Below are 26,509 nucleotides of genomic sequence, written 5' to 3'. Positions count from 1 at the left end.
CACTCTCGGGACCCGGATGCAGCCGAGGGACCGTCCCCGGGAGGCGACATGGGCACCGAAGCACGGCAGCAACGCGAACGGCTCGCCACCGAGCTGCGCGACGAACCACCGCGATCCTTCGACCGCCTGACGCCGCAGCAGCTGGCGGCCCTGGCCGACGCGCTGGAGCGACAGCGCGAGAGCCGGGCCGCCGGCCTCGACGAAGCCGCGGAGGACGCGCTGAAATTCGTACCCGCCCTGGCCCGCGGCCCCGTCCGCCGGATCCTCTTCCGCTAGCCACGCAAGCCGACAGGAGCGAGGAGCCGGCCATGGACAAGCTGCGCGGCAGAGCCGAGACCCGCAAGATCGCCCACCTGCTCGACGTCGCACCCGAGACGCTCACCTTCCTCCAGGACCTGCCCGCCGACGACGTACGCCACTTCCGCGCCCAGACCGTCGCGGCCCTCTTCGACCGGTCGCCCGACATGCTCGACCGGATCGCCGCCGCGACGAGACTGGTACCCGCGGGCGTCGCCGCCGCCATCTCCCAGAAAGCACTCGGCCCGCGCCTGGCCGCCGCCGTCGCCGGACGCCTCGAACCCGGGCGCGCCGCCGACATCATCGAGAAACTGCCGGTCTCCTTCACCGCCCGGTCGTGCGCACACCTCGACCCGCGCCGGATCAAGGGCATCGTCGACCGGCTCGACGAGGACCTCGTCGTACGCATCGCCCTCGCGCTCGCCGAGCGCGGCGACCACCTCACGATGGGCCGCTTCGTCGGCCACCTGTCCGACTCCGCGCTGCGCCGCATCCTGCCGCAGGTCGACGACGCCACCGTCCTCGGCACGGGCTTCGCCGTCGACGTGCCCGAACGGCTCGGCCACATCGTCGACCTGATGGGCGCGGACCGGCTCGCGTCGGTCATCGGTACGGCGTCCGCCGACGGCCTGTGGCCCGAGGCGCTGGCCGTCGCCGGCATGGTGACCGGCGAACAGCGGAGCCGCATCGCCTCACTCGCCGCCGGACAGCCGCAGGACCGGCTCGACACGCTCGTCGGGACGGTGACGGAGCAGGACCTGTGGGAGTCCCTGCTGCCCCTGGTCGCGCTGCTGAGCGAGGCGGAGCGCCGCACGGTGGCCGGACTGCCGTCCCTGCGCGGCGCGGACGTACTCTCCGCCGCCGTGCGCGCGGTCGTCGCCACCGGTCTGTGGGCCGATTTCCTGCCGCTCGTGGACGCCCTCCCCGCCGACTCCCGCAAGACCGTCGCCGACACCGCGGGAGCCCTGCCCGGACCCGACCTGGACGCGCTCGCCAGGGAGGTCGACGAGCGGGACCTGTGGGAGTCGGTCCTGCCGCTCGTCGAGCTGATGGACGACGGGGCGAAGACGCGGATCCTCGCGCTGCCGGCGTTCCAGGAGCAGACCGGTCACCAACCCTGACGGGTACGCCACACGGCGGACGCGGCACCGGTGTGGCGGCCCCGCGCGGGTGACACCCCGCATGAACGGGGCGCGGACCGGGGAAGGCGCAGCCGGACCCGTCAACTCCCGTACGGGTCCGGTCACCCCTCCAAGCCGCCGGGCCCGCGCCCGGCGCCCGTACGGAAAAAGGTCATATGCGCCCTCGCCACACCGTCGCCGCCCTCCTCGGCGCGCTCGCCCTCACCGTCACCCTGCCGACCTCCGCGAGCGCCACCGGCGGCGCCTTCCACTACAAGTTCGTCGACGGCGGCAAGGTCCGGTACGCCACCCTCCACCACCCGTCGAGCCCCGCCTGCATCACCCTCCCCGAGGTCGTGGACGAGGACACCTCCAAGCCCGCGTTCGCCCCGTACAACGACACCGACGCCTGGGCGAAGGTGTTCGAGGACCCGGGCTGCGGCGGCGACTCCTGGACCCTGAAGCCGCACGGGAAGCCCGCCAAGGACCGCCTCAAGCTCCGCTCGGTCTACTTCTACGACCGCCTCTGGCCCGCGAGCACCCGCGACCTGTAGGACCCGCGGGGCACTCACCCCGTCGTCGAACCGCCGTCCACGGTGAACTCCGCCCCCGTGACGTACGACGACGCGTCCGACGCCAGGAACAGCACCACCTCGCCGACCTCCTCCGGGCGGCCCATCCTGCCCAGCGGCAGATGCGACCAGTCCCGCCCGGCGGAGGCCGCGGAGATCATCGGGGTGTCGACCGCCCCCGGATGCACGGAGTTGACCCGCACCCGGTACTTCGCCAGGTCCAGCGCCGCCGAGCGGGTCAGCCCCCGCAGTCCGAACTTCGTCGAGCCGTACGCCGCGTGACCCGGGATGCCGACCAGGCCCGCCGTCGACGACACGTTCACCACCGAGCCGCCGCCCGCCTCCTTCAGCGCGGGCAGCACCGCCTGGATGCCCAGGAACGGCCCGAGGAGATTCACCCGGAGCAAGGCCTCGAAGTTCTCGTACGTCTCGTCCTCCACGGACGCCGTCCGCCACAGCGCGGCGTTGTTCACCAGGACGTCGAGCCGCCCGAAGGCGCCGAGCCCGCCGGCCACCGCCGCCGCCCAGCTCTCCGCATCGGCGATGTCATGGCGTACGAACAGCCCCTGGCACCCCAGCGAACGGGCCACCTCGCGGCCCTCCTCCTCCCGCACGTCCGTGACCACGACCCGCGCCCCGGCCGCCGCGAAGAGCCGCGCCTCCGCGGCGCCCTGCCCGCGCCCGGCCCCGGTGATGAGGACGACCTTGCCTGCCAGGCCGTGGTTCATGCCATCCTCCGTACGTCCGTACGTGCCGAATCGGCATGTGTCTAGCAGTCATATGTGCAAGGTGGAAGGGCGGGGCGGGACATGGGATCCGCGATCGGTCTGCGCAAGGTGGAGGACTCGGCGCCGGCCCTGGTCAGCCTGTACAAGAGCGCCGGGGCCACGCTGCGCAGACACGGTCTGGACGGGGAGCGGGCGGCCGTCTACCTCGTCGTGGACTACTCCGGTTCCATGAAGCCGTACTACAAGGACGGCAGCGTCCAGGCGCTCGCCGACCGGGTCCTCGGCCTCTCCGCGCACCTGGACGACGACGGGGTCGTGCCCACCGTCTTCTTCTCCACCGACGTCGACGCGGTGACGGACATCGCGCTGGAGAGCCACCGCGGGCGGGTCGACGAGATCGTCGCGGGCCTCGGGCACATGGGCAGGACCAGTTACCACCTGGCGATGGACGCCGTCATCGACCACTACCTCGACAGGGCCGACAGCGGTTCCACCGCGCCCGCTCTCGTCGTCTTCCAGACCGACGGAGGTCCCGTCAACAAGCTCGCCGCCGAGCGCTATCTGTGCAAGGCGGCGAGGCTTCCCCTGTTCTGGCAGTTCATCGGGTTCGGCGACCCGGACAGCAAGCAGTTCGACTACCTGCGCAAGCTCGACGAACTCGCCGTCCCCGCCAAGCGCCCGGTCGACAACGCGGGCTTCTTCCACGCGGGCGAGGACCCGCTCGCGGTGCCGGACGACGAGCTGTACGACCGGCTCGTGGGGGAGTTCCCCGCGTGGCTCGCGGCGGCGCGGGCGGCCGGGATCGTGGGCCGGGCCGTGTCGTGACAGTGGGCTAGCCGACCATGCGGTCGCGCAGCTTCAGGACGGTGCGGGCGTCCAGGCCGAGCCCCTTGGTCAGATAGCCCTGGAACCCGCCGTACCGCTGCGTCGCCTCGTCGAGTGCCGTGTCGAGGTACTCGGTGCGGACCTCCTGGAGCGGGATGATCAGGTCCGGGTTCTGCATCAGGCCGCCCTGCTTGAGCTGCTCGCGCAGTTTCGCGTCGTGCGCGGCCCGGTAGGTGTTGGAGGCCAGGTAGTCGGCGACGGCGCTCTGCCCGGGGACGCCGACCAGGCGCAGCAGGAGGTACGTCGTCCAGCCGGTACGGTCCTTGCCCGCCGTGCAGTGGTAGAGCAGCGGCGAGCGGCTGTCGGCGATGTCGCGCAGGGTGGCCGCGAACTGGGCGCGGTTGGCGGCGTCGCTGACGAACGTGCGGTAGACGCCGCGCATGAACGCGGCCGCCTTTCCGTTGCCCAGCATCTCCTCCTGCCGGACCGGGTCCCGGGAGCCGATCGCGGTGATGAGCTGGGTGAACAGGCCGTTGTCGGTGATCGGCCGTGCGGTGGGGGCCAGCCCGGCGGGCAGCCGGTCGGGGCCGTCGTACCGCACTTCGGCGGGCACCCGGAAGTCGATGACCTTCGTCAGGCCGAGCCCGGCGACCCTGTCGAGGTCGGCGTCGGTGAGGTCGCTGAGGGCGTCGGCGCGGAAGACCCGGCCGTGGCGGACCCGCTCGCCGTCGTAGGTCCGGTGGCCGCCGACGTCCCGTACGTTGACCGCGCCCTGGAGCGGGATGTGGCGGACGGTGTCGGAGGCGTACCGGGGTGCGGCGGGGGCCGCGAGCGCCGTCGGCACTGTGGGCACGATGGGGGCGGCGGGGGCCGCCCAGGCGGGCAGGGTGCCCAGGGCGAGCGCGGAGACCGCCAGTCCGGTCGCGGTACGGGTACGGGAGATGCGCATCGGTCCGCCTTCCCACCGGCAGGGTGCCGGCCGCTCATCGGCTCAACCAAGCGATTGTTTGGTAGAAGGTAGCGAGGGCCCCTCGAAGGGGGAAGGGGCGTGCGTCACCCCCATGCGGCGCGGGTCGCGGGGGTGCGCGACGTACGTCTCACCGGGCCGGGAACAACGGGACCCGCGGGCGTGTTAAAGTTATGTGTTGCAGTTTTGGTACCCATGAACTTTATGTACGCCTGACGGGAATGCTCCGAGGGCGCATTATTGTTTTATTCCGGTTCTCTCCGGATGGGGTTCATTGCAGCGCTGGAGAATCGCAATACGGCGGTTCCCCATTCACTGCCCCTGTTGAGGAGATTGACATGGCAACCGGCACCGTTAAGTGGTTCAACTCGGAAAAGGGCTTCGGCTTCATCGAGCAGGACGGCGGCGGCCCCGACGTCTTCGCCCACTACTCGAACATCGCGTCCTCCGGCTTCCGCGAGCTCCTCGAGGGCCAGAAGGTCTCCTTCGAGGTGACGCAGGGCCAGAAGGGCCTCCAGGCCGAGAACATCGTTCCTGCCTGATCGTCGCAGCGCGCGAACCTCACAGCCGAGGCCCGCACCGGAAGGTGCGGGCCTCGGCTTGCGCTGTCATCGGGCCCGACCGGGCCCAGAGCCGCACCGGCTCAGAGGTCCGGAAGTCCAGCGACCAGGAAGGCACTACTGCATGAACCGCTCCGAACGTCCGGCACGCCCCGCCCGCAAGCGTCCCGCCCACGCGGCAGGGAAGGGCAGGCCGCACGGCCAGGCAAAGGGCTCCGCGAATTCCGGCCGGAATTCCGGAAGCCGTAAGCCGAGGCCCGTCCAGGGCGGCGAGTTCGCGCTGCCCGAGAGCATCACGCCCGCGCTGCCGGCCGTCGAGACCTTCGGCGATCTGGACATGCCCGAGGCCCTCCTGAAGACGCTGGCCGCCCAGGGCGTCACGGATCCCTTCCCGATCCAGGCGGCCACCCTCCCCAACTCCCTCGCCGGGCGCGACATCCTCGGCCGCGGCCGTACCGGCTCCGGCAAGACCCTCGCCTTCGGCCTCGCCCTGCTGGCCCGCACGGCCGGCCGGCGCGCCGAGTCGAAGTCGCCGCTCGCCATGGTCCTTGTCCCCACGCGCGAGCTGGCCCAGCAGGTGACGGACGCCCTCACGCCGTACGCGACGTCGGTCAACCTCCGCATGGCCACGGTCGTCGGCGGCATGTCGATCAGCCGCCAGTCCGGGACCCTGCGCCGCGGCGCCGAAATCCTCGTGGCCACCCCCGGCCGCCTCAAGGACCTCATCGAGCGCGGCGACTGCGACCTGTCGCAGGTGCGCACGACGGTCCTCGACGAGGCCGACCAGATGGCCGACATGGGCTTCATGCCGCAGGTCACGGCGTTGCTCAAGCAGGTCGCCCAGGGCGGCCAGACGATGCTCTTCTCGGCGACGCTCGACAAGAACATCGACCGGCTCGTACGGATGTTCCTGACCGACCCCGTCGTGCACTCCGTCGACCCGTCGGCCGGCGCCGTGACGACGATGGAGCACCACGTCCTGTACGTCGCGGACGAGACGGACAAGAAGGCCGTGGCCATGCGCATCGCCGCCCGCGAGGGCCGCGTGATCATGTTCCTGGACACCAAGCGGGCCGTGGACCGCTTCACCAAGCGGCTGCTCGCCAACGGCGTGCGCGCCTCCGGACTGCACGGCGGACGTTCGCAGCCGCAGCGCAACCGGACGCTCGACCAGTTCAAGAACGGCCAGGTCACCGCGTTGATCGCGACGAACGTCGCGGCGCGTGGCATCCACGTCGACGACCTCGACCTGGTCGTCAACATCGACCCGCCCGCCGACCACAAGGACTACCTCCACCGCGGCGGTCGCACCGCGCGCGCGGGGGAGTCGGGCAGCGTCGTGACCCTCGTGCTCCCCGAGGAGAAGCGCGACATGACGCGCCTCATGACCGACGCGGAGATCCGGCCGAACACGGCGCGCGTCTCCTCCTCCGACGAGGAGCTGGCGCGGATCACCGGTGCGCGGGAGCCGTCGGGCGTACCGGTCGTCATCGAGACGCCGCAGCCGCAGCAGCAGGCCAAGACGCCCGCGCAGCGACGCCGTCGCCCGCGCGGAGGCGCCGGGGCCGGCGCGCTGGCGCAGGGCGGCGGACAGGGCCAGCGCCGCACGCCCCGCCAGGGGCAGGGACAGGGCGGTCAGGCCAGGGGCGGAGCCGGTGCAGCCGGCGGCGCCACCGGCGGTCGCGCCCGCCGCGGCCGTCCCGGCAGCGGGGAGCAGGGGGGCCGCCGCTCGGCGGCGTGACGCGGGGCGGGCCCGGTGCGTGGCGAGGGGAGGCAGTTTGCCCTCCCCGCCACATGACCGGGTGCCCTGCTCGTACCGGCACCACCGGTATCACTGGCATCGCCAGTAGCGCCGCCCGCACCACCGGCACCACCCGTAACGCCCGCACCATCCGCACCACCCGGCCCCAAGGAGCCCGCCCGATGTCCCCGGAGCGCGACCCCGTCGCCCTGCCCCTGCTCGAAGACGACCGCGCCGCGCTGCGCGCCGACTGCGGCAGCTGTTTCGGGCTGTGCTGTGTGGCACTCACCTTCTCCGCGTCCTCGGACTTTCCCGTGAACAAGGACGCGGGCAAGCCGTGCACCAACCTCAAGGCGGACTTCCGCTGCGGCATCCACCGCGACCTCCGGGACAAGGGCTACCGGGGCTGCACGGTGTACGACTGCTTCGGGGCGGGGCAGCGCGTCTCCCAGGGCACCTTCGGGGGCCGCGACTGGCGTCGGGATCCGGCCACCGCCCGGCAGATGTTCGAGGTCTTCCCGGTCATGCGGCAGCTCCACGAACTGCTCTGGTACCTGACGGAGGCGCTGACGTTCCCGCAGACCCGGCCGATCACCGCCGACCTGGAGCGCGCGCTCGCCGAGACGGAGCGGCTGGCCACGGGCACCCCCGACGCCGTCGTCGGGACGGACGTGGCCGGCCACCGCCAGCACGTCAACCTGCTCCTCCTGCGCACCAGCGAACTCGTCCGCGCCGAGCACCTCGGCCAGGAGAACGGGAAGGGCAAGCAGGAGAGCGGTAAGGGCAAGGCCGGCAAGCGGGGCAAGGGCGGTGGCAGGGGCGGCGCGAAGAAGAACCGCCGCGGTGCCGACCTCATCGGCGCGCGGCTCAGGGGCGCCGACCTCAAGGGGGCCGACCTGCGCGGGGCGTACCTCATCGGGGCCGATCTGCGCGACGCGGACCTGCGGGCCGCCGACCTGATCGGCGCGGACCTCCGCGACACGGATCTGCGCGGCGCCGACCTGACCGGCGCGCTCTTCCTCACCCAGTCGCAGGTCAATGCGGCGAGGGGCGACGACCGCACGCGCCTGTCCGACTCGCTCGACCGCCCCGGGCACTGGTCGCGGGACTGACCGCGCGGCGGCCGCCGCCGCCCGCTACGTATCGCACTCCGCCACCGTCCGGCACAGCGTGCACCGCACCCGCACACGCCCCCGCGCCGGCACCCGGATGCGCTGGTGGCAGGTGGGGCAGGGAAACGTCACCCGCAGCGTCCCGGCGTCCAGGGAGAACGAGTAGGGCCCGCCCGCCTCGACCGCGCCGCGGTGCTCCCACGCGTACCGCCGGTCCTTCGCGTACCGCCGCCGCCCCGCCCAGCCCGCGGCCGTCAGCGGCGGCTGCTGCTCGTCACGGCGGGCCTGGGCGAGCCCCTTCGTGTACGCCGTGTACGCCTGCGCGCTGGTGAACCACGTCTCCGGCGCCTCGCCGAACGCCAGCGCCCGTTTGGCCAGGACGTAGCCGAACTCCTCCGGCGTGAGGTAGCCGAGCTTCTGCGACGAGGCGCCGTCCTCGCGGTAGGCGTCGAGCAGCAGCCAGCCCGCGCCCAGGTAGGCGGTGGCGGTGTCGGTCAGGATCTCGTTGTCCCGCGTGCCGGGGAACGACAGGTCGAGCCGGTGCAGATACACGTGCATGACCTCGTGGGCGAGGGCCGCGCCGATGTCCCTGCGATGGGTGCGGAAGCGGTCGTTCAGCTCGATGAAGTACTCGGGGCCCGCCGCGAGTTCGACGAACGCGGCGTGCTCCATCTCGCGGAAGCTGACGATCATCCGTGCGTCCGGGAGGCGCAGGTGCCGCACCATCTCGCGCGCCACCCGCTGCGCGCCGAGGTACAGGTCGTCCTCGTCGCCGAAGGCCACGTCGGCGGGGGTGACGCTGGTGTCGAAGGTGTGCACGGTGTCGTACGAGAGGCGCTTGTAGAGAGCGGTGATGGCGGCGCGCACGGTCTCCAGGTGGGGATAGCCGTGCACGACTGGACCGCCGCCGACCGTCACGTCCGCACCTCCTGACGCCGCCCACCGGGCCGCACAACTGCCTTCCACTGTAAGGGCGTCGGCGTCTCGCGAACGGGCCCGCGCGAGGCGCCTTGGCCGGAAACCGCCCCTTGTCCTGAGCGGACACCGATCTCCATAATCCGGGGCAGCGCTTTGGCGGGCTCATGCCAGCCAGGCGTGAATCCCCCCACAACCCCCCACGAAGGGAAGTCAGTTGCAGACCAAGCTGCGTGGAGTGAAGAGAGCCGCCACCCTCGGCGCCATCGCTCTGGCCACCGTCAGCCTTCAGCCCGTGGCCGCTCAGGCGGCTCCCCACCCGGGCCCTCAGCCGGGCGAGCGCGTCGTCGGCGGCACCCCCGCCGAGCAGGGCGAGTTCCCGTTCATGGTCCGTCTCTCGATGGGCTGCGGCGGTGCGCTGTACGCCAAGGACATCGTGCTGACCGCCGCCCACTGTGTGGACGGCTCCGGTGACAACACCGGCACCACCGCCACCGCCGGCGTCGTGGACCTGGAGAGCCCCGACGCCGTCGAGGTGAAGTCCACCAAGGTCCTCCAGGCCCCCGGCTACAACGGCAAGGGCAAGGACTGGGCGCTCATCAAGCTGGCGAAGCCGATCGACCTGCCCACGCTGAAGATCGCCAAGGACACCAAGTACAACGAGGGCGAGTTCGACATCGCGGGCTGGGGCGCCGACAAGGAGGGCGGCGACCAGCAGCGCCACCTCCTCAAGGCGAAGGTCCCCTTCGTCAGCGACGCCGACTGCGAGGCCGCGTACGGCGCCGAGCTCACGCCCGGCGAGGAGCTCTGCGCCGGCAAGCTGAACGTGGGCGGCACGGACACCTGCCAGGGCGACTCCGGCGGCCCCATGTTCCGCAAGGACGAGGCCGGCGAGTACATCCAGGTCGGCATCGTCAGCTGGGGCAACGGCTGCGCGCAGCCGAAGTACCCCGGTGTCTACACCGAGGTGTCGACCTTCGCGGGCGACATAGAGAAGGCGGCGTCACAGCTCTGAGGACGGAGCTGACGCCGTGACGTCCGGCGGGGTGCGCGCGGTCGCGGGCACCCCGCTTGGGCATGGGGCGGCGGCGGTTAGTCCAACACCTGCCCCTCCTTTGTCCATGGGCCGGTTCGTCCGTCCGGCGCATCGTGAGCGGCACGAATTCCGTCCCAGCCAAGGGGTGCCGCATGCTGCCGTCAGAGACGTCCGGGCCGAGCCGCAGAGCAGTGGTCGCGACGGGCGCGATCGCCGGATTGGGGATCGCCGCGGGGGTGGGCGGTAGCGCGTTCGCCGCGCCCGCCGCGGGCAGGCGCCCGGCGGACGAGGTGGTCCTGCGCTCGGCCGACCTGGACGTGCGTGTCGCCACCGCCTTCCCGCGCGTCGTCTCGTACACCGACCGCGCGAGCGGCGCCGTGCTGCACGGCCGCGCGGACGCCGTCACCACCGTCCTGATCGACGAGACCGAGCACACCCCGCAGGTCACCGCCGCGGTGGGCAGGGCACGCGCCGCGTACGTGCTCGCCTTCGACGGCGGCACCCGGATCGACGTCGAGATCTCCGTCGAGGGCCGGCAGGTCCACTGGCGCGTCACGCGGATCGCGGACACCGCCGCGCTGCGGGTCGGCACCCTGCGCGTCCCCGGACTCGCCCTCCTCTCCGTACGCAGCGACCAGCCCGGCGCCGCGCTCCTCGCCGCGAGGGTGCAGCTGGACAAGGCCAAGAGCGGCGACACCCTCGTCCGGCCGACCGCCGACACCCCGGCCGAGCGGCCCACCGGCTGCGCGTACGCCGTCGTCGCGCACGACGGGCTCGGCGGCGCCGTCGAGACGAACACCGTCTACGACAAGCCCACCTCCGAGGCGGGCACCACCTGGGAGAACGGCCGCCTGTGGCGCGAGACGGTGCGCCCCACCGAAAACGCCGACTACGTAGAGGTCCGATTGAGCCCCGGACAGTGGACGTACCGGGCCGCGACCGCCCCCGTCGACGCCACCGAACCCCTCCCGTACGCCACCGTCGTCATCACCGGCGACCGCAACGGCGACGGCAAGGTCGACTGGCAGGACGCCGCGATCGCCTTCCGCGACATCATGGTGACCCCGCTCGGCGCCGACGAGCAGCATCTGCGGGTCGTCCCGCACATCCCCTTCAACTTCGCCTCGCAGGCCACCAACCCGTTCCTCGCCACGCTCGACGACGTCAAGCGCATCCACCTGGCGACCGACGGCCTGCGCCAGTACACCCTCCTCAAGGGCTACCAGTCCGAGGGCCACGACTCCGCCCACCCCGACTACGCGGACAACTACAACACGCGCGCGGGCGGCCTCGACGACCTCAACACCCTGGTCCGCGAGGGCAAGAAGTGGAACAGCGACTTCGGCGTGCACGTCAACGCCACCGAGTCCTATCCCGTCGCGAACGCCTTCTCCGAGAAGCTCGTCGACAAGAGCAACGAACAGTGGGACTGGCTCGACCAGAGCTACCGCATCGACCAGCGCCGCGACCTTGTCTCCGGAGACATCGTCAAACGCTTCGCCGACCTGCGCGCCCAGACCGACGACGGCCTGAACACCCTCTACATCGACGTGTTCCGCGAGTCCGGCTGGACCTCGGACCGGCTCCAGCGCGCCCTGCGCGCACAGGGCTGGACGGTCACCACGGAGTGGGGCCACGGCTTCGAACGGTCGGCGGTCTGGTCACACTGGGCCACCGAGCCCGACTACGGCGGCGACACCTCCCGCGGCATCAACTCCCGCCTCATCCGCTTCGTCCGCAACCACCAGAAGGACGTCTTCGCCGACAAGTGGCCCACCCTCCTCGGCATCGCCCGCATGGGCAACTTCGAGGGCTGGGTGGGCAAGACCGACTGGCACGCCTTCTACGACCTCATCTGGACCCACTCCCTGCCCGCCAAGTACCTCCAGGCGCACCCCATCAAGAGCTGGGGCGAGCACGAGATCACCTTCTTCGGGCGCACGGCGACGTCGGTGTCCGACGCCTCCGGCAAGCGGCGCATCACCACCGACGGAAACGTCGTCTACGAAGACGGCCGTTATCTCCTCCCCTGGGAGCCCCGCAAGGCCCACGATCCCGCCAAGCTGTACCACTACAACCCGGCGGGCGGCACCAGCGGCTGGCGGCTGCCGCGCGCGTGGGCACGCCGCTCCCGGGTGGCGCTGTACCGGCTCACCGACCAGGGCAGGGTCTTCGAGTCGTACGTCTCCGTAGTGGGCGGAAAAATCACCCTCAAGGCAGCGCCGAAGCAGCCCTACGTCCTCTACCGCGAGCGTGCCGCGTCCCTGCCCGACCCGAAGTGGGGCCAGGGCACCCCGCTGCACGACCCGGGCTTCCGCTCCGGCACCCTCAAGGGCTGGCAGGTCAGCGGTCCCGCCGAGGTGAAGCTCAGCGCGCTCGGCGACCACGAGCTGGTCATCGGCGCGGGCGGCGCCGCGTCCGTCGGGCAGCGCCTCGCCCGCCTGAAGGCCGGCACGTACGTCGCGTCCGTACAGGTGGAGGTCGGCGAGAAGCCGGGGGAGCGGCGCAAGGCCTCCCTCGAAGTACGCACCGCCGACGGCATCACCGCAGCCAACTACACCGAGACGTCCACCGCGGGCAACTACGTGGCCGCCGACCGCAAGCACGGCACCCGCTTCCAGCGCATGTTCACCCACTTCACCGTCCCGGAAGGCGGCGGTACGGCCGAGCTGACCCTGCGCGCCGGGCCGGGGGACGCACGCGTGCGCTTCGACAACGTACGCGTCGTCGCGACCCGCCGCCCCACCGGGCGTCCCCGCGCCGTCCTCGTCCACGAGGACTTCGAACACGTCCCCCAGGGCTGGGGCCCCTTCGTGAAGGGCGACGCCGGCGGCGCCACCGACCCGCGCACCCACATCGCCCAGCGCCACGCCCCGTACACCCAGCGCGGCTGGAACGGCAAGGCGATCGACGACGTCGTCGACGGCACGAACTCCCTCAAGTCACGGGGCGAGAACAAGGGCCTCGTTTACCGCACCGTCCCGCACACCGCCCGCTTCGCCCCGGGCAGGCGCTACCGCGTCTCCTTCCGCTACGAGAACGAGAAGGCGGACCAGTACGCCTGGATCACCGCGGTCGACGAGCCCACCCCCCGCGAACTCGACCGCAAGAACCTCCCGGTCGCCACCGAACCCACCACGCTCACCTACGAGTTCACCGCCCCCGCGCAGGGCGAGGCCTGGGTCGGCCTGCGCAAGACCGGCGACGACGGGAAGGCGGAGTTCGTCCTCGACGCCTTCGAGATCCGCGAGGTCTGAGAGGCCTCGGCGCACGGAGAGGGGCGGGCCCGGCGGCCCTCACGCCAGCCCGACCCTCTCCCCGCCCTCCTCCAGCTCCAGCACCCACACCTCGTTGCTCCCCGCCCGCAGCACGGGCCCCGGTACGTACAGCGACGTCTGCGGGCCCGCCGACCAGTAGCGGCCCAGGTTGAAGCCGTTCACCCACACGAAGCCGCGCGTCCAGCCGGGCAGGGCGAGGGAGGCGTCGCCGGGGGAGTCGACGGCGACGACGCCCCGGTACAGGCCGGGGCGGCCGTTCCCGGTGCCGGCCGCGGGGACCTCCCGTACCGCCGACGGCACGTCGAACGCGTCCAGGCGCAGCGCGCGGGCCCGCACCCCGTGCAGGTACTGCCGCTCGTGCAGGATGCCGCCGGTGATGCCCTTCGGCTCGCCCGTGCGCGGGCCGTAGTTGACCCGGCCGAGCGACTCCACCCACAGCTCCACGCGCGCGTGCCCGGCGACCGGGGCGAGCAGGGTCGGGGTGCCCTCCGTGAGGACGCCCGCCCGTTCACCGTCGACGTACACCACCGCCCGGTCCCGCAGGCCCCGCACGCTCAGCGGGTACGGCTCGCGCGGGCCCGGCACCGTCACCGCGTACCGGACCAGGCCGCGGTCCACGTCCAGCTCCTCGAACGTGGGCGGAACCGCGTGCTCCGACTCCGGGGTGCCCAGGACGTCCAGGACCGTGTCCAGGGAGGACCACGAGGTAAGAGCCGCCGACACGGGCGCGCCCAGCGACGGCGGGGGTGGGGGCGGCTTTGGCAGGGGAGCGGCCGCGTACCGGGCGAGGACCTTCCGGAACGCCCAGAACTTCGGCGTGGCGCGGCCGGACTCGTCGACGGGCGCGTCGTAGTCGTACGACGTGACGTCCGGCTGGAGCTCCCCGTCGTGCAGTGCACCGCCGCCCCGGTTGGCGCCCGCCCAGCCCGCGAAGTTCGTGCCGCCGTGCGCCATGTACAGGTTCACCGACGCCCCGCACTCCAGGATCTCGCGCAACGCCGCCGCCGCGTCCTCCGCGTCGCGCACGACATGCTCCGCGCCCCAGTGGTCGAACCAGCCGCACCAGAACTCCATGCACATCAGCGGACCCTTCGGGCGGTGCGCGCGCAGCTTCTCGAACGCCGCGCGCGCACTGGACCCGAAGTTGGCGGTCGCCAGGACACCCGGGATCGAGCCGCCGGTCAGCATGTGGTCCTCGGGGCCGTCCGAGGTGCACAGCGGGACGCTCACGCCCTCGGCACGGAGCAGACCGGCCAGGTGGCGCAGGTACACCTGGTCCGAGCCGTAGCTGCCGTACTCGTTCTCGACCTGCACCATGATCACGGGACCGCCGCGGCTCTCCTCGCGCGCCACGACCTGCGGCAGCAGCCGGCGGAACCAACGGTCCACATGCCCGAGATACTCCTCGTCGCTGGTCCGCGCGCGGGCCCCCACCGCGCCCGTCAGCCAGTGCGGCAGACCGCCGTTCTCCCACTCCGCGCAGATGTAGGGACCCGGCCGGACGATCGCCCACAGGCCCGCCTCGCGCACCGCGTCCAGGAACCGGCCCACCGCCTCCACGTCGCGGTACGCGCCCGGACGCGGCTCGTGCAGGTTCCACGGGACGTACGTCTCCACGCAGTTGAGCCCCATCGCCCGCAGCATCGCCAGACGGTGGCCCCACTGCGCCTCGTGCACCCGGAAATAGTGCAGCGCGCCGGAGAGCAGCCGCACCGGCCGCCCGTCCACCTCGAAATCGTCCTCGCCGACCCTGAACCCGTTCATCGCGTCCTCCGCTCACGTCCCGCCCACGATCACCTCTGGCGGGCGACGGGGTCCATGGACAAAGATCGAGCCCGGTTGGACGCAAGGAGCGGGCCGGGCCCGGAGCGGGCCCGCGCCCGGACGAAAGGGGCGGAAGCGGATGTACCACACGTGGATGCGGTATTTCACCCCGAGCCCGGCCCACCACAGGCTCGGCCTCGCCTGCCTCGGCGTCGGCCTCCAGCACGGCCTCCTGCCCACCGTCGGCCCCCGCACCCTCGACCACCACGTCGCCGTCGTCATCAGCTCCGGCGGCGGCTGGTTCCACGGCCCCGACGGGCGCCGCACCACCGTGACCGCGCCCGCCCTGCTCTGGCTCACCCCCGGCGTACGCCACCACTACGGACCCGACCCCGACACCGGCTGGGACGAGTGCTTCGTCGACTTCACGGGCCCCGCCACCGCCACGTACACCGAACTCGGCTACATCGAACCCGCCCGCCCCGTCGTGCCGCTCTCCGACGCCGCGGGCGCCCGCGGCGTCGTCGCCCGCATCGCCCGCGCGGCCCGCCGCGGCAACCCCCTCCTCGAAGTCGAGACCGGCGCCGCCGTCCACGAACTCCTCGTCGCGCTGCGCCGCGCCCGCGCCGACATCGCCCCCGACGGCGACCCCGTCCTCCAGTCCCTCGCCCGCGACGCCTTCAAGCCCCTGTCCGTCGCCGAGCACGCCGCCCGGCACGGCATGACCCCCGCCGAACTGCGCACCGCCGTGCGGCGCGGCGCCGGATGCAGCCCCAAGGACTACCTCCTCGGCATCCGCCTCGGCCGCGCCAAGGAACTCCTCGCCGCCACCGAGCTGCCCGTCGCCGCCGTCGCCCGCCGCGTCGGCTACGACGACCCGGCGTACTTTTCACGCCTTTTCACCCGCCGCGTCGGCATGGCCCCCGTCCGCTTCCGCGACCAGCAGGGAAGGGCCGTACCCGGCGGCTGGTCGCACCGGATACCCGACCCCGACCACCCACCCGTTTTGCGCTCTTCCGCCGGTGGCGGCCCCGGAGCGGCAACGTAGGCTCGTGGCCCATGACCACCAGCCACACCAGTGACGACAACAGCATGAACGGCACGCACCCCGCCACTGCCCCGGACCCCGGCACCGCCCCGGACGACGCCGTGCGCGCCGAGCTGTCCCGGCTGCGCGACAGCATCGACAACATCGACGCCGCCGTCGTCCACATGCTCGCCGAACGCTTCAAGTGCACCCAGCAGGTCGGCCACCTCAAGGCCCAGCACCACCTGCCGCCCGCCGACCCCACGCGCGAGTCCCGCCAGATCGCCCGCCTGCGCGAACTCGCCGAGAGCGCCAAGCTCGACCCCGCCTTCGCCGAGAAGCTGCTCAACTTCATCATCGCCGAGGTCATCCGCCACCACGAGACGATCGCCAAGTCCGCCTGACGCCACCGCCCCGGCAGGGAGTCCTGCACCCGCCCCGCGCCATCGGGCAGCATGTCCCCATGCCCGTACTGACGCGCGACGAAGCGCAGACCCGTGCCCAGCTCATCGACGTCCACCGGTACACGGTCGAGCTCGATCTGTCCCGGGCGGCCGACCCCGCCCACGACACCTTCGACTCCCGGACCGTCATCCGGTTCGGTGCCCGCACCGAAGGCGCCACCTTCGTCGAGCTCAAGCCCGCCGAGCTGCGCTCCGTCACCCTCGACGGGCAACCGCTCGACCCGGCGGGCCTGACCGGCAACCGCCTCGCGCTCGACGGCCTCACCCCCGGCGAACACGAACTCCGCGTCGACGCCGCCATGCGCTACTCCCGCACCGGCGAGGGCATGCACCGCTTCACCGACCCCACCGACGGCGAGACCTACCTCTACACCCAGCTCTTCATGGAAGACGTCCAGCGCGTCTTCGCCGCCTTCGACCAGCCCGACCTGAAGGCCGTCTTCGAGCTGACCGTCACCGCCCCCGAGAGCTGGACCGTCCTCGCCAACGGCGTCACCGAACACCTCGGCGGCGGCACCTGGCGGGCCGCGGCGACCCCGCTCATCTCCACCTACCTCGTCGCCGTCGCCGCGGGACCCTGGCACTCGGTCCGCACCGAACACCGCGGACTGCCCTTCGGCATCCACTGCCGCCGCTCCCTCGGCCCCGCCATGGAAGCCGACGCCGACGAAATCCTCGACATCACCCGCGCCTGCTACGACCGCTACCACGAGAAGTTCGAGGAGCCCTACCCCTTCGACTCCTACGACCAGGCGTTCGTCCCCGAATTCAACGCGGGCGCCATGGAGAACCCCGGACTCGTCACCTTCCGCGACGAGTTCGTCTACCGCTCCGCCGTCACCGACACCGAGCGGCAGACCCGCGCCATGGTCATCGCCCACGAAATGGCCCACATGTGGTTCGGCGACCTCGTCACCCTGCGCTGGTGGGACGACATCTGGCTCAACGAGTCCTTCGCCGAGTACATGGGCTTCCAGACCACCGCCGAAGCCACCCGCTTCAAGGACCCCTGGACCGACTTCGGCGTCGCCCGCAAGTCCTGGGGGTACGACGCCGACCAGCGCCCCTCCACCCACCCCGTCGCCCCCGACCCCGACGCCGTGCCCGACACCGCGTCCGCGATGCTCAACTTCGACGGCATCTCGTACGCCAAGGGAGCCAGCGCCCTGCGCCAGCTCGTCGCCTGGCTCGGCGAGAAGGACTTCCTCGCCGGCATCAACACCCACTTCGCACGCCACAAGTTCGGCAACGCCACCCTCGCCGACTTCATCGACTCCCTCGCCCACGCCACCGACCGCGACGTCCACGCCTGGGCAGAGGCCTGGCTGCGCACCACCGGCGTCGACACCCTCACCACCAAGGTCACCCACGCCGGCCGCGAATGGACGCTCACCGTCGACCGCGACGGCGGCGGTCAGGGAGGTGAAGGCGGCCAGGGAGGCGGTCACGGACGTGGCCGCCCGCACCGCATCGCCGTCGGCGTCTACGACCGCGACCTCTCCGGCGGCCCCGGCCTCGTCCTGCGTGAACGCTTCGAGACCGACGTCCCCGCCACCGGACCCGAGACCCCGCGCGACGGCGGCCGCCCCGCCCTGATCGTCCCCAACGACCAGGACCTCACCTACGCCAAGATCCGCCTCGACGACCACTCCCAGGAAACCGCCCTGCGCGGCCTCGCCGGCATCCCCGACGCCCTCACCCGCGCCGTCCTGTGGAACAGCCTCCGCGACATGGTCCGCGACGGCGAGCTCGACGGCACCACCTACCTCAGGGCCGCCCGCACCCACCTCCCCGAGGAAAGCGACCTCGCCCTCGTCCAGGGCGTCCTCGGCTTCGCCACCCTCCACATCGCCGACCGCTACAGCACCCCCGACCAGCGGCCCGCCGCCCTCGCCCTCCTCGCCGAGCTCTGCCGCGACCTGATCCGCCGCACCGAGGACGGCTCCAACCCCGGCCTGCGCCTCACCGCCGTCCGCGGCTTCATCGACGTCGCCACCCAGGAGGCACCCCTCCAGGCCTGGCTCGCCGAGGGCACCGTGCCCGGCGGCCCCGAGCTCGACCCCGAACTGCGCTGGCGCATTCTCGCCAGGCTCGCCGTCCTCGACGCGACCGACGAGGACGCCATCGCCGCCGAACTCGCGCGGGACCCGAGCGCCACCGGCCAGGAAGGCGCCGCACGCTGCCGCGCCGCACTGCCCGACGCCGCCGCCAAGCGGGCCGCTTGGGAGGCCATGTTCGGCTCCGACGACCTGTCCAACTACCTCTTCACCGCCACCGCCCAGGGCTTCTGGCAACCCGAACAGGCCGACCTCGTCCGGGAGTACATCCCCCGCTACTACGAGGACGCCGTGGCCCTCGCCGCACGCCGCGGCCCCGCCATGGCCGAGGCCGCGGGCCGCTACGCCTTCCCCGCGCCCTTCGTGGACGCCGAGACGCTCCGCCTCGGCGAACGCTGCCTGCGCGACGCCGAACCCACCCCGGCCCTGCGCCGCAAACTCACCGACCAGCTCGACGACCTGGCACGGGCCCTGCGCGTACGCCAGAGCACGCACCAGGACTGACACGGCAGCCAGAGGGGTCCCTCCAGCTTCGGGGCCCCTCCAGCACCCGAGAGCTTTGGGGCCCCTCTAGCACCCGAGGCCACCCCCACACGTTTTCTCCGCACGGCAGTACCACTTTCGGGTTCGGATCGCCGAGGTAATCGGACGAGCTGTCCGCGCGCCGTACAGGCTGGTGCCCCTGTACGCGCGCACCCGAAGGACTCCCTCTCCGATGAGCACCCCGAGCACCCCGCGCACCCCGCCGCCCCTCGCCGGCGGCCCCCAAGGCCCCGACGCCCTGCGGCCGTTGCTCGACGCCACGCTCGACGCACTCCACGAGGGGGCCGCCACCCGCGGCGGCCCCCTCCCCGCCGGCGGCCCCCGAGCGGTCACCGACCGCGTCCGCGCCGCCGCCGAGCCGGTACTCCCCGAGCACGGCACCGACCCCGAGACAACCCTGCGCACGCTCGTCCGCGCCCTCACCGAAGGCGCCGCCGACCCCGCGGACCCCCTGTGCGCCGCCCACCTGCACTGCCCGCCCCTCGCCGTCGCCACCGCCGCCGACCTCGCCGCGTCCGCCCTCAACCCCTCCATGGACTCCTGGGACCAGGCACCCGCCGCGACCGCGCTCGAAACCCTCGTCACCCGCGCACTCGCCGCCGAGATCCACGACGACGGCGACGCCCTCATCACCACCGGCGGCACCGAAGCCAACCAGCTGGCCCTCCTCCTCGCCCGCGAAGCCCCGCACGCCGCGGGCCCCGTGCGCCTCCTCACCGGCGAGAACGCCCACCACTCCCTCGTCCGCGCCGCCTGGCTCCTCGGCCTGCCCGAACCGGTCACCGTGCCCGCCCCCGCGGGCACCCTCGACCCCACGGCACTCGACACCGCCCTCACCGCACTCGGCGGCCCACCCGGCACCCACCTCGTCGCCGCCACCGCGGGCACCACCGACGCCGGCCTCATCGACCCGCTCGACGACATCGCCGACATCTGCGCCACCCACGGCGCCCGCCTCCACATCGACGCGGCCTACGGCGGAGGCCTCCTCTTCAGCGCCACCCGCAGAGAACAGCTCCGCGGCCTCCACCGCGCCGACACCGTCACCCTGGACCTGCACAAACTCGGCTGGCAACCCGCCGCCGCAGGGCTCCTCGCCGCCCGCGACCCCCGCGACCTGCGCGCCCTCGAACACCGCGCCGACTACCTCAACGCCGACGACGACACCGACGCGGGCCTCCCCGACCTCCTCGGCCGCTCCCTGCGCACCACCCGGCGCCCCGACGTACTCAAGATCGCCGTCACCCTCAAGACCCTCGGCCGCACCGGGCTCGGCGCCCTCGTCGACCACGTCTGCGACCTGGCACACGAATTCGCCCGCCACATCCGGGCCCACCCCGCCTTCGAGCTCTACGACACCCCCGCCATCAGCACCGTCCTGTTCCGCCCCGCACACGCCACCGACGACGACATCGCCCGCGTACGCAGACGACTGCTCACCGACGGCACCGCCGTACTCGGCCGCGCCGACCTCGACGGCCGCCGCTGGCTCAAGGCCACCCTCCTCAACCCGCACACCCGGCCCGAAGACCTCACCGCGCTCCTCAAGCTCGTGGAAGGAACCACCCCTTGATGACCGGCACCCCCGACCACTCCGGCCCCCGGCCGCTCACCACCCCCGAAGACCCCCGCGACCTCGTCGGCATCGGCATCGGCCCCTTCAACCTCTCCCTCGCGGCCCTCGCCCACCCCCTCGCCGACCTCGACACCGCCTTCTACGAACAGCACCCCGCCTTCCACTGGCACCCCGGGCTCCTCATCGACGGCGCCACCCTCCAAGTCCCCTTCCTCGCCGACCTCGTCACCCTCGCCGACCCCGCCAACCCCTGGTCCTTCCTCAACTACCTCAAGACCCGCGAACGCCTCTTCCCCTTCTACTTCGCCGAGCGCTTCCACATCCAACGCGCCGAATACGACGCCTACTGCCGCTGGGTCAGCGAGAACCTCCCCACCCTCCACTTCGGGCACCAGATCGACGCCGTCCGCTGGAACCCCGAACGCGACCTGTTCGAAGTCGACTACACCCAGCTCGACACCGACGGCGAAGCCGAAGCCCTCGGCCGCACCTACACCAAGAACATCGCCCTCGGCATCGGCACCGCCCCCCACATCCCCGAACCCCTCAAACCCCTCGCCGAAGCCCCCACCGTCCCCGTCATCCACTCCGCCGACTACCTCGACCACCGCGAGACCCTGCTCACCGCCGACCACATCACCGTCATCGGCTCGGGCCAGTCCGGCGCCGAGATCTTCCTCGACCTGCTCCGCGCCCGCCCCGTCGGACACGAGAAGATCCACTGGCTCGCCCGCACCGAGGCCTTCGCCCCCATGGAGTACTCCAAGCTCGGCCTCGAACACTTCACCCCCGACTACACCCGCTACTTCCACGCCCTCCCCGAAGCCGTACGCGACGGCCTCGTGCCCCACCAATGGCAACTCCACAAGGGCATCGACACCGACACCATCGCCGCCATCCACGACGAGCTCTACCGCCGCACCCTCCACGGCGGCTGGCCCGACGCCGTCCTCACCCCCGGCGTCTCCGTACGCACCGCGGGCCGCGTCGCCACCACCCGCGTCGAACTCCACCTCGAACACCTGCAACAAGGCGCCCGCTCCCGCCTCACCACCGACGCCGTCGTCCTCGCCACCGGCTACCGCGAACGCCCGCTCGACCAGATCATCGGCGCCCTCGACCCCTACATCCGCAAGGACTCATCCGCCCGCCCCCGCATCGACGAGCAGTACCGCCTCGTCCTCGACCCCTCCATCACCGGCGCCGGCAGCAACATCTACGTACAGAACGCCGAACGCCACACCCACGGCGTCGGCGCCCCCGACCTCGGCCTGGCCGCCTGGCGCAGCGCCACCATCCTCAACACCCTCACCGGCAACCCCGCCTACCCCCTGCCGGAGCGCACCGCATTCACCACCTTCGGCCTCCACACCCCCGAACAACACACGGGCCCCACCAGCCACATCGGCCAACAACGCGGAAACCTCGTACGCCTCAAGAACTGATCCCGCCGCAAGAACGGGGAGCGCCTCAAGAACCGGCCGGCCCACCGAGTTCCCCGACCGCGGCGACCACCCGCCGTGACCCCGGGCACGACCACACCGCGACACCCCGCACCACCCCCGCCTCCAACGGATGCGAGTCGGGGTGCGCGGGACACTCCGGCCACACCGCCGGCCGCAACTCCGCGCACAGCGCCTCGACCGCCCAGTCCTGCGCCTGGTCCGCGAAGTCCGCCGTCCGCTCCGCCCCAGCCGCCCCGACCCGCTGCACGAGCCCCGCGCCCGAACCATCCGGCGCGTAGAGCACCACGTACTCACCGATCCCGTCGTCGTGCTCCTCACGCACCACAGGACGCACCGCACACGTGGCGTCGAGATCACGGAGCACCGGGGCAAGAGCAGCGGCAAGTTCCACATTCATGAGCCGAATTGTCCGCCCCCAAGCGCCCCGGCACCTCTCAATATTCCTTCGATATTTCTCCGCGAAAAACGCCGGCCGCCGAAATAACCGCCCCCACACGCCGGTTCGGACGACCATGACCACCAACTCCACGGCCTCCTGGACCGCAGCTTTCCGCTCCGCCGTCGTCAGCCCCCACGAAACCATCGACCTCTTCGAACTCCGCGGCTTCGCCGGACACACTCTCCGCCAGATCATCCGCCTCGACGGCGGCGGCAGCGCCCTCCGTATCCGCCTCACCAACCGCTACGGCAAGGAGCCCCTCCACATCGGCGGCGCCCACCTCGCCAGACGCACCGGAGGCAGCGGCATCGAAATCGGCACCGGCACACCGGTCCTCCTCGGCGGCGCCACGGAATTCACCATCCCCGCCGGTGAGGAAGCCGTCAGCGACCCCATCGAGCGAGCCGTCACCACCGGCGAAGAGTTCGCCCTCACCCTCTGGCTCCCCGACGACACCGGCCTCTCCACCTACTCCGCCGTCCCCCTGCGCACCGGCTGGGCCGTCCCCGGCAACGCCCTCACCGCACCCACCCTCGACGGCACCGAAGGCCTCGAAGAGCTCGCCACCCGCCACTTCATCAGCGGCGCCGACGTCCTCGCTCCCGCAGGCACCCGCATCGCCGTCGCCTTCGGCGACTCCTGGTTCGAAGGGACCGGCACCACCCCCGACACCGACCACCGCTTCCCCGACCTGCTCAACAACCGCCTCCGCGCCGCCGGACACCCCGGCTGGGTCGTCAACCAGGGCCTCTCCGCCAACCGCCTCCTCACCGACGAGATCGGCGAACGCGCCCTCGCCCGCCTCGACCGCGACGCCCTCGACACCCCCGGCGCCACCCACATCCTGATCCACTTCGGCCTCAACGACCTCGGCATCCCCGGCCAGGAGGCCTATCCCGACCCCGCGCCCATCCCCACCGCCACCGACCTCGTCGCGGGCCTCACCGCACTCGCCGACCGCATCCACGCCGCGGGCCTCACCGTGACCGTCACCACCGTCGGCCCCTACAAGGACACGATCTTCGAGGGCTACTCCACCCCCGAAGGCATCGCCGTCGCCCGCGAGGTCAACGACTGGATCCGCTCCACCGACAGCCCCTTCGACGCCTACGCCGACTTCGCCGCCGCCGTCGCGGACCCCGCCGACCCCGACCGGATCCACGACGACTACGACAGCGGCGACGGCCTCCACGTCAACGACGCCGGAGCCCAGGCCCTCGCCGACTCCGTCGACCTGACGAGCCTGGGAATCTGATGGCGGCCTAGAACACCGGCGTCCCGTCCCGGGTCAGCTTCCAGTCCACCGAGGCGAAACGGGCCGGGTCGACCGTCCCCTTCGCCTTCACCCAGCCGATGATCGTGTTCCGGATCTCCTCCGAATTGGCCCACAGCTGCTTGGCGCCCGCGATGTGCGGGAAATTGCCGCCCCCGCTCGCCCGGTAATTGTTCACCGCCAGCACGAACTCCGCCTTCGGGTCGATCTCCTTGCCCTCGAAGGACAGCTTCACGATGCGCGAACCGGACGGCTTCGCGATGTCGATCTCGTACGTCAGGCCCAGCACCGCGTCATAGTTGTAATCCGGGATGTTCCCGGCGTTCGTCAGCTTCGCCGGGTCGACCGGACCGCCCGCGGGGGTCTGCACGTAGTAGCGCGCGGAGAACTCCAGGTACTCCTTCAGCTGCGCACCCGTGAGCAGCCGCGCCTCCAGCGTGTTCTCGAAGGGATAGAGGCCCGCCGCATCCCGGATCGTCACATCGCCCGCCGGAATCTTCGCCGTCCGCGAGAAACACGACGCCTGCGAAAGCACCGGCAGCGCCGCGTACGCGCCGCCCTTCAACGCCTCCGCCACCGTCTCCTTCTGCACCTGGTTGATCAGATCGATGATCGCGACATCCTTGTACGGGCCCTCGGCCGTGCTCATCGCCGCCGTCGACGTACCGATCACCTGGTTGACGTACGCGACGACCTTCTTGTGCTCGTCCGCAAGGAGCCGCGTCACCTTCTTGTCCTCGGCCACCGTGTTGGAGTTCAGGACCTGCGCCCCGACCTTCTCCACCGACCAACGGCCCTTCGCCCACACCAGGTCGAAGTCGAACAGCGTCAGCCGCTGCCCCCACTTCAACGGCTCCGACAGCACGACCTTCTTGCCGGTCTTCTTGTTCTCCACGAAGTACTCGGGAATCTCCGTGTGCGCGTGCCCCACCAGAATCGCGTCGATCCCCGGCACCTGCTCCGCCACCAGACCCGCCGCGTTCTCGACGTACGGCAACTGGTCCCCGTACGAGGACGTGCCGCTGGAGCCCGAGTGCGCCGACACGATCACGACATCCGCACCCATCGACCGCAGCTTCGGCACCCACTTCGCCGCCTGCTCCTCAAGACCCGGGAACGTCATCTTCCCCTGCACGTTCGCCTTGTCCCAGATCGCGATCCCGGGATTGGTGAGACCCAGCACCGCCACCTTCACATCACGGCCGTGCGGTGTGCGCAGCCGCTTCATGAAGTACGGCGGGAAAGCGGGCTTCTGCGTCTTCGCGTCCAGCGCGTTGGCGCCGAGCAGCGGGAAGTCGCACTGCTCCTCGAACTTCCGCAGCACCGGTATCCCGTAATTGAACTCGTGATTGCCGAGCGCCGCCGCGTCGTACCCGATCGCGTTCATCGCCTGCGCCATCGGATGCACAGGACCGTGCTTCGCCGTGATCGGATCCACCTTGGCGTAGTAATACGACAGCTGCGTGCCCTGGATCGTGTCACCCGCGTCGATGAGCAGCGTGTTCCCGCGGCCCTTCTCCTTGCGGACCTGATTCACCAGCGTGGAGATCTTCGCCAGGCCCACATCGTTGTGGTCCTTGTCGTCGAACTCCTTGTCCGTGAAATAGTCCCAGTTGAAGACATTTCCGTGCAGATCCGTCGTACCGAGCACCGTGAACGAGTACCGCTTCGCGCGCCGCCCGCCCTTCCCGGACTCGCTCGCCCGCGCCACCGGCGCCACGGCCGCGCCCGTCAGCGCCGCCCCCACACCCGTGACAGCAGACGTACCCAGGAACTTCCGACGGTTCAACGGCATATCCGTACTCCTCAATCGACCGGCGCCACGCAGGTAACGCGCGTAGATAACGCGCGTAGATTCTGACCCCGGCCACCACTCCCGCAACAGACCCCGCAGGTTTCGATCCGATGACTGTCCGGTGCCGCACCACGATGCGAGAGTGACGCCATGACCTCCGCCACCCCCACCCCGCCCTCCGCCCCCTACGGCACCCCCGACGCACCCCGCCTCGCCGTCCGCGGCGAAGCGCACCTCGAAGTCGATCCCGAGGTCGCCCGCATCACCGTCACCGTCACGGCCCGCGGCACCGACCGCCGCGCCACCCTCACCGACCTCACCCGCCGCAACACCACCGCCCTTGACCTCATCAAGACCTTCGGCGAAGCCGTCACCACCCTCGAAACCGGCACCTTCACCATCAACGCCGAACTCACCCGACACGGCCGCGGCGAACGCGTCCGCGCCTATCACGGCCGCGTCCACACCACCGCCGAGCTCACCGACTTCACCGCCCTCGGCGAGCTCACCACCCGCCTCGCCGACCTCGACCTCACCCGCGTCGAAGGCCCCTGGTGGGCCCTGCGCCCCGACTCGCCCCACCACCGCCACGCCAGGCAGCAAGCAGTCCGCGAAGCCGTCCAACGCGCCCGCGAGTACGCCGAAGCGCTCGGCACCGGCCTCGCCGCCCTCGTCGAACTCGCCGACATCGGCGCCGAACAGCCCCTCCCCGCCTACGGATACGGCTCACCCGCCGGCGGCATGCGCTCCGCCGCCGCCTATGGAGGCGCACCCGACTTCGAGGAGGAAGCAGCCCCCCTCGACCTCGAACCGCAACGCCAGCACGTCTACGCACAAGTCAATGCCCGATTCACCATGACACCACCGGAATTGACCTCCTGAAGCCCACTCCGCCCGCTCATCGGAGCAACCCCCCGCACAATTCAACACTTGTCAATAACCCTTCATGCAAA

At 71.6% G+C, this 26,509-nt stretch carries 22 protein-coding genes; 16 read left to right on the top strand and 6 right to left on the bottom strand.

Annotated features, from left to right (window positions below; genetic code table 11):
• Positions 1-48: 48 nt before the first annotated feature.
• The 3 genes from ACZ4Z4_RS18770 to ACZ4Z4_RS18760 all read left to right on the top strand — a co-directional run bounded on the left by ACZ4Z4_RS18770 (position 49) and on the right by ACZ4Z4_RS18760 (position 1,972).
• Positions 49-276: a hypothetical protein gene (locus ACZ4Z4_RS18770; RefSeq protein ID WP_468328174.1), complete on the top strand. Its 228-nt coding sequence runs from the start codon at positions 49-51 to the stop codon at positions 274-276.
• Positions 277-308: 32 nt separating this feature from the next.
• Positions 309-1,418 carry a hypothetical protein gene (locus ACZ4Z4_RS18765; protein ID WP_468328173.1) on the top strand — a complete coding sequence of 370 codons (1,110 nt, stop codon included), beginning with the start codon at positions 309-311 and terminating at the stop codon, positions 1,416-1,418.
• A 176-nt stretch (positions 1,419-1,594) separates the two neighbouring features.
• On the top strand, positions 1,595-1,972 hold the full coding sequence (locus tag ACZ4Z4_RS18760; RefSeq protein WP_468328171.1) for a hypothetical protein: 378 nt from the start codon (positions 1,595-1,597) through the stop codon (positions 1,970-1,972).
• A gap of 14 nt (positions 1,973-1,986) precedes the next feature.
• Here the strand turns inward: ACZ4Z4_RS18760 and ACZ4Z4_RS18755 are convergent, their stop codons facing one another.
• Positions 1,987-2,718, bottom strand: coding sequence for an SDR family NAD(P)-dependent oxidoreductase (locus ACZ4Z4_RS18755; RefSeq protein ID WP_468328170.1), 732 nt, complete (start codon positions 2,716-2,718; stop codon positions 1,987-1,989).
• Between the two features lie 81 nt (positions 2,719-2,799).
• Between ACZ4Z4_RS18755 and ACZ4Z4_RS18750 the strand changes: the two genes are divergently transcribed.
• Complete coding sequence (locus ACZ4Z4_RS18750; protein WP_468328168.1) at positions 2,800-3,543, top strand: VWA domain-containing protein; 744 nt, start codon at positions 2,800-2,802, stop codon at positions 3,541-3,543.
• Between the two features lie 7 nt (positions 3,544-3,550).
• On the opposite strand, the gene ACZ4Z4_RS18745 is transcribed toward ACZ4Z4_RS18750, so the two are convergent.
• The gene (locus ACZ4Z4_RS18745; protein ID WP_468328166.1) at positions 3,551-4,492 is read right to left on the bottom strand and encodes a tyrosine-protein phosphatase; all 942 of its coding nucleotides are present in this window, start codon (positions 4,490-4,492) and stop codon (positions 3,551-3,553) included.
• Positions 4,493-4,848: 356 nt separating this feature from the next.
• Here ACZ4Z4_RS18745 and ACZ4Z4_RS18740 point away from each other — a divergent pair, with 356 nt between their 5' ends.
• From ACZ4Z4_RS18740 to ACZ4Z4_RS18730, 3 genes are all read left to right on the top strand, one after another.
• Positions 4,849-5,052 (top strand): cold-shock protein, encoded by a 204-nt coding sequence (locus tag ACZ4Z4_RS18740; RefSeq protein ID WP_030362889.1) that lies wholly within the window; start codon positions 4,849-4,851, stop codon positions 5,050-5,052.
• Between the two features lie 142 nt (positions 5,053-5,194).
• Complete coding sequence (locus tag ACZ4Z4_RS18735; RefSeq protein ID WP_468328164.1) at positions 5,195-6,811, top strand: DEAD/DEAH box helicase; 1,617 nt, start codon at positions 5,195-5,197, stop codon at positions 6,809-6,811.
• A 182-nt stretch (positions 6,812-6,993) separates the two neighbouring features.
• Entirely contained in the window at positions 6,994-7,923 is a 930-nt protein-coding gene (locus ACZ4Z4_RS18730) for a pentapeptide repeat-containing protein (protein WP_468328162.1), read from the top strand.
• A 24-nt stretch (positions 7,924-7,947) separates the two neighbouring features.
• On the opposite strand, the gene ACZ4Z4_RS18725 is transcribed toward ACZ4Z4_RS18730, so the two are convergent.
• Positions 7,948-8,841, bottom strand: a complete 894-nt coding sequence (locus tag ACZ4Z4_RS18725) for a zinc ribbon domain-containing protein (RefSeq protein WP_468328160.1) — start codon at positions 8,839-8,841, stop codon at positions 7,948-7,950.
• A gap of 235 nt (positions 8,842-9,076) precedes the next feature.
• On the opposite strand from ACZ4Z4_RS18725, the gene ACZ4Z4_RS18720 reads away from it, so the two are divergent.
• Together ACZ4Z4_RS18720 and ACZ4Z4_RS18715 are read left to right on the top strand one after the other, a co-directional pair.
• Complete coding sequence (locus ACZ4Z4_RS18720) at positions 9,077-9,853, top strand: S1 family peptidase (RefSeq protein ID WP_468328158.1); 777 nt, start codon at positions 9,077-9,079, stop codon at positions 9,851-9,853.
• A gap of 173 nt (positions 9,854-10,026) precedes the next feature.
• Positions 10,027-13,131 carry an endo-alpha-N-acetylgalactosaminidase family protein gene (locus tag ACZ4Z4_RS18715; protein WP_468328156.1) on the top strand — a complete coding sequence of 1,035 codons (3,105 nt, stop codon included), beginning with the start codon at positions 10,027-10,029 and terminating at the stop codon, positions 13,129-13,131.
• A gap of 39 nt (positions 13,132-13,170) precedes the next feature.
• Here ACZ4Z4_RS18715 and ACZ4Z4_RS18710 read toward each other — a convergent pair whose 3' ends face one another.
• Positions 13,171-14,916, bottom strand: coding sequence for a beta-galactosidase (locus ACZ4Z4_RS18710; RefSeq protein ID WP_468328154.1), 1,746 nt, complete (start codon positions 14,914-14,916; stop codon positions 13,171-13,173).
• A gap of 139 nt (positions 14,917-15,055) precedes the next feature.
• On the opposite strand from ACZ4Z4_RS18710, the gene ACZ4Z4_RS18705 reads away from it, so the two are divergent.
• From ACZ4Z4_RS18705 to ACZ4Z4_RS18685, 5 genes are all read left to right on the top strand, one after another.
• The gene (locus ACZ4Z4_RS18705) at positions 15,056-15,964 is read left to right on the top strand and encodes a helix-turn-helix domain-containing protein (RefSeq protein WP_468328152.1); all 909 of its coding nucleotides are present in this window, start codon (positions 15,056-15,058) and stop codon (positions 15,962-15,964) included.
• Between the two features lie 44 nt (positions 15,965-16,008).
• A complete protein-coding gene (locus ACZ4Z4_RS18700; RefSeq protein WP_468328477.1) occupies positions 16,009-16,347 on the top strand; it encodes a chorismate mutase in 339 nt (112 codons plus the stop codon).
• A 59-nt stretch (positions 16,348-16,406) separates the two neighbouring features.
• Positions 16,407-18,968, top strand: a complete 2,562-nt coding sequence (gene pepN, locus ACZ4Z4_RS18695; protein ID WP_468328150.1) for an aminopeptidase N — start codon at positions 16,407-16,409, stop codon at positions 18,966-18,968.
• A gap of 211 nt (positions 18,969-19,179) precedes the next feature.
• Positions 19,180-20,580, top strand: a complete 1,401-nt coding sequence (locus tag ACZ4Z4_RS18690) for a pyridoxal phosphate-dependent decarboxylase family protein (RefSeq protein WP_468328148.1) — start codon at positions 19,180-19,182, stop codon at positions 20,578-20,580.
• Positions 20,580-22,028 (top strand): lysine N(6)-hydroxylase/L-ornithine N(5)-oxygenase family protein, encoded by a 1,449-nt coding sequence (locus ACZ4Z4_RS18685; RefSeq protein WP_468328146.1) that lies wholly within the window; start codon positions 20,580-20,582, stop codon positions 22,026-22,028. Before ACZ4Z4_RS18690 ends, ACZ4Z4_RS18685 begins: the two co-directional genes overlap by 1 nt.
• Positions 22,029-22,053: 25 nt before the next feature.
• Here ACZ4Z4_RS18685 and ACZ4Z4_RS18680 read toward each other — a convergent pair whose 3' ends face one another.
• On the bottom strand, positions 22,054-22,446 hold the full coding sequence (locus tag ACZ4Z4_RS18680) for a hypothetical protein (RefSeq protein ID WP_468328144.1): 393 nt from the start codon (positions 22,444-22,446) through the stop codon (positions 22,054-22,056).
• Between the two features lie 115 nt (positions 22,447-22,561).
• Here ACZ4Z4_RS18680 and ACZ4Z4_RS18675 point away from each other — a divergent pair, with 115 nt between their 5' ends.
• Positions 22,562-23,743 (top strand): GDSL-type esterase/lipase family protein, encoded by a 1,182-nt coding sequence (locus tag ACZ4Z4_RS18675; RefSeq protein ID WP_468328142.1) that lies wholly within the window; start codon positions 22,562-22,564, stop codon positions 23,741-23,743.
• 7 nt (positions 23,744-23,750) lie between these two features.
• Here ACZ4Z4_RS18675 and ACZ4Z4_RS18670 read toward each other — a convergent pair whose 3' ends face one another.
• Positions 23,751-25,556, bottom strand: coding sequence for a bifunctional metallophosphatase/5'-nucleotidase (locus ACZ4Z4_RS18670; protein WP_468328140.1), 1,806 nt, complete (start codon positions 25,554-25,556; stop codon positions 23,751-23,753).
• Positions 25,557-25,706: 150 nt separating this feature from the next.
• Between ACZ4Z4_RS18670 and ACZ4Z4_RS18665 the strand changes: the two genes are divergently transcribed.
• Positions 25,707-26,438, top strand: a complete 732-nt coding sequence (locus ACZ4Z4_RS18665; protein WP_468328138.1) for an SIMPL domain-containing protein — start codon at positions 25,707-25,709, stop codon at positions 26,436-26,438.
• Positions 26,439-26,509: the final 71 nt, after the last annotated feature.

This window comes from Streptomyces sp. NPDC030245 (genome assembly GCF_055572995.1).
The sequence above is the reverse complement of the archived record's forward strand: the minus strand, read 5'-3'. Positions and strand labels throughout refer to the sequence as shown.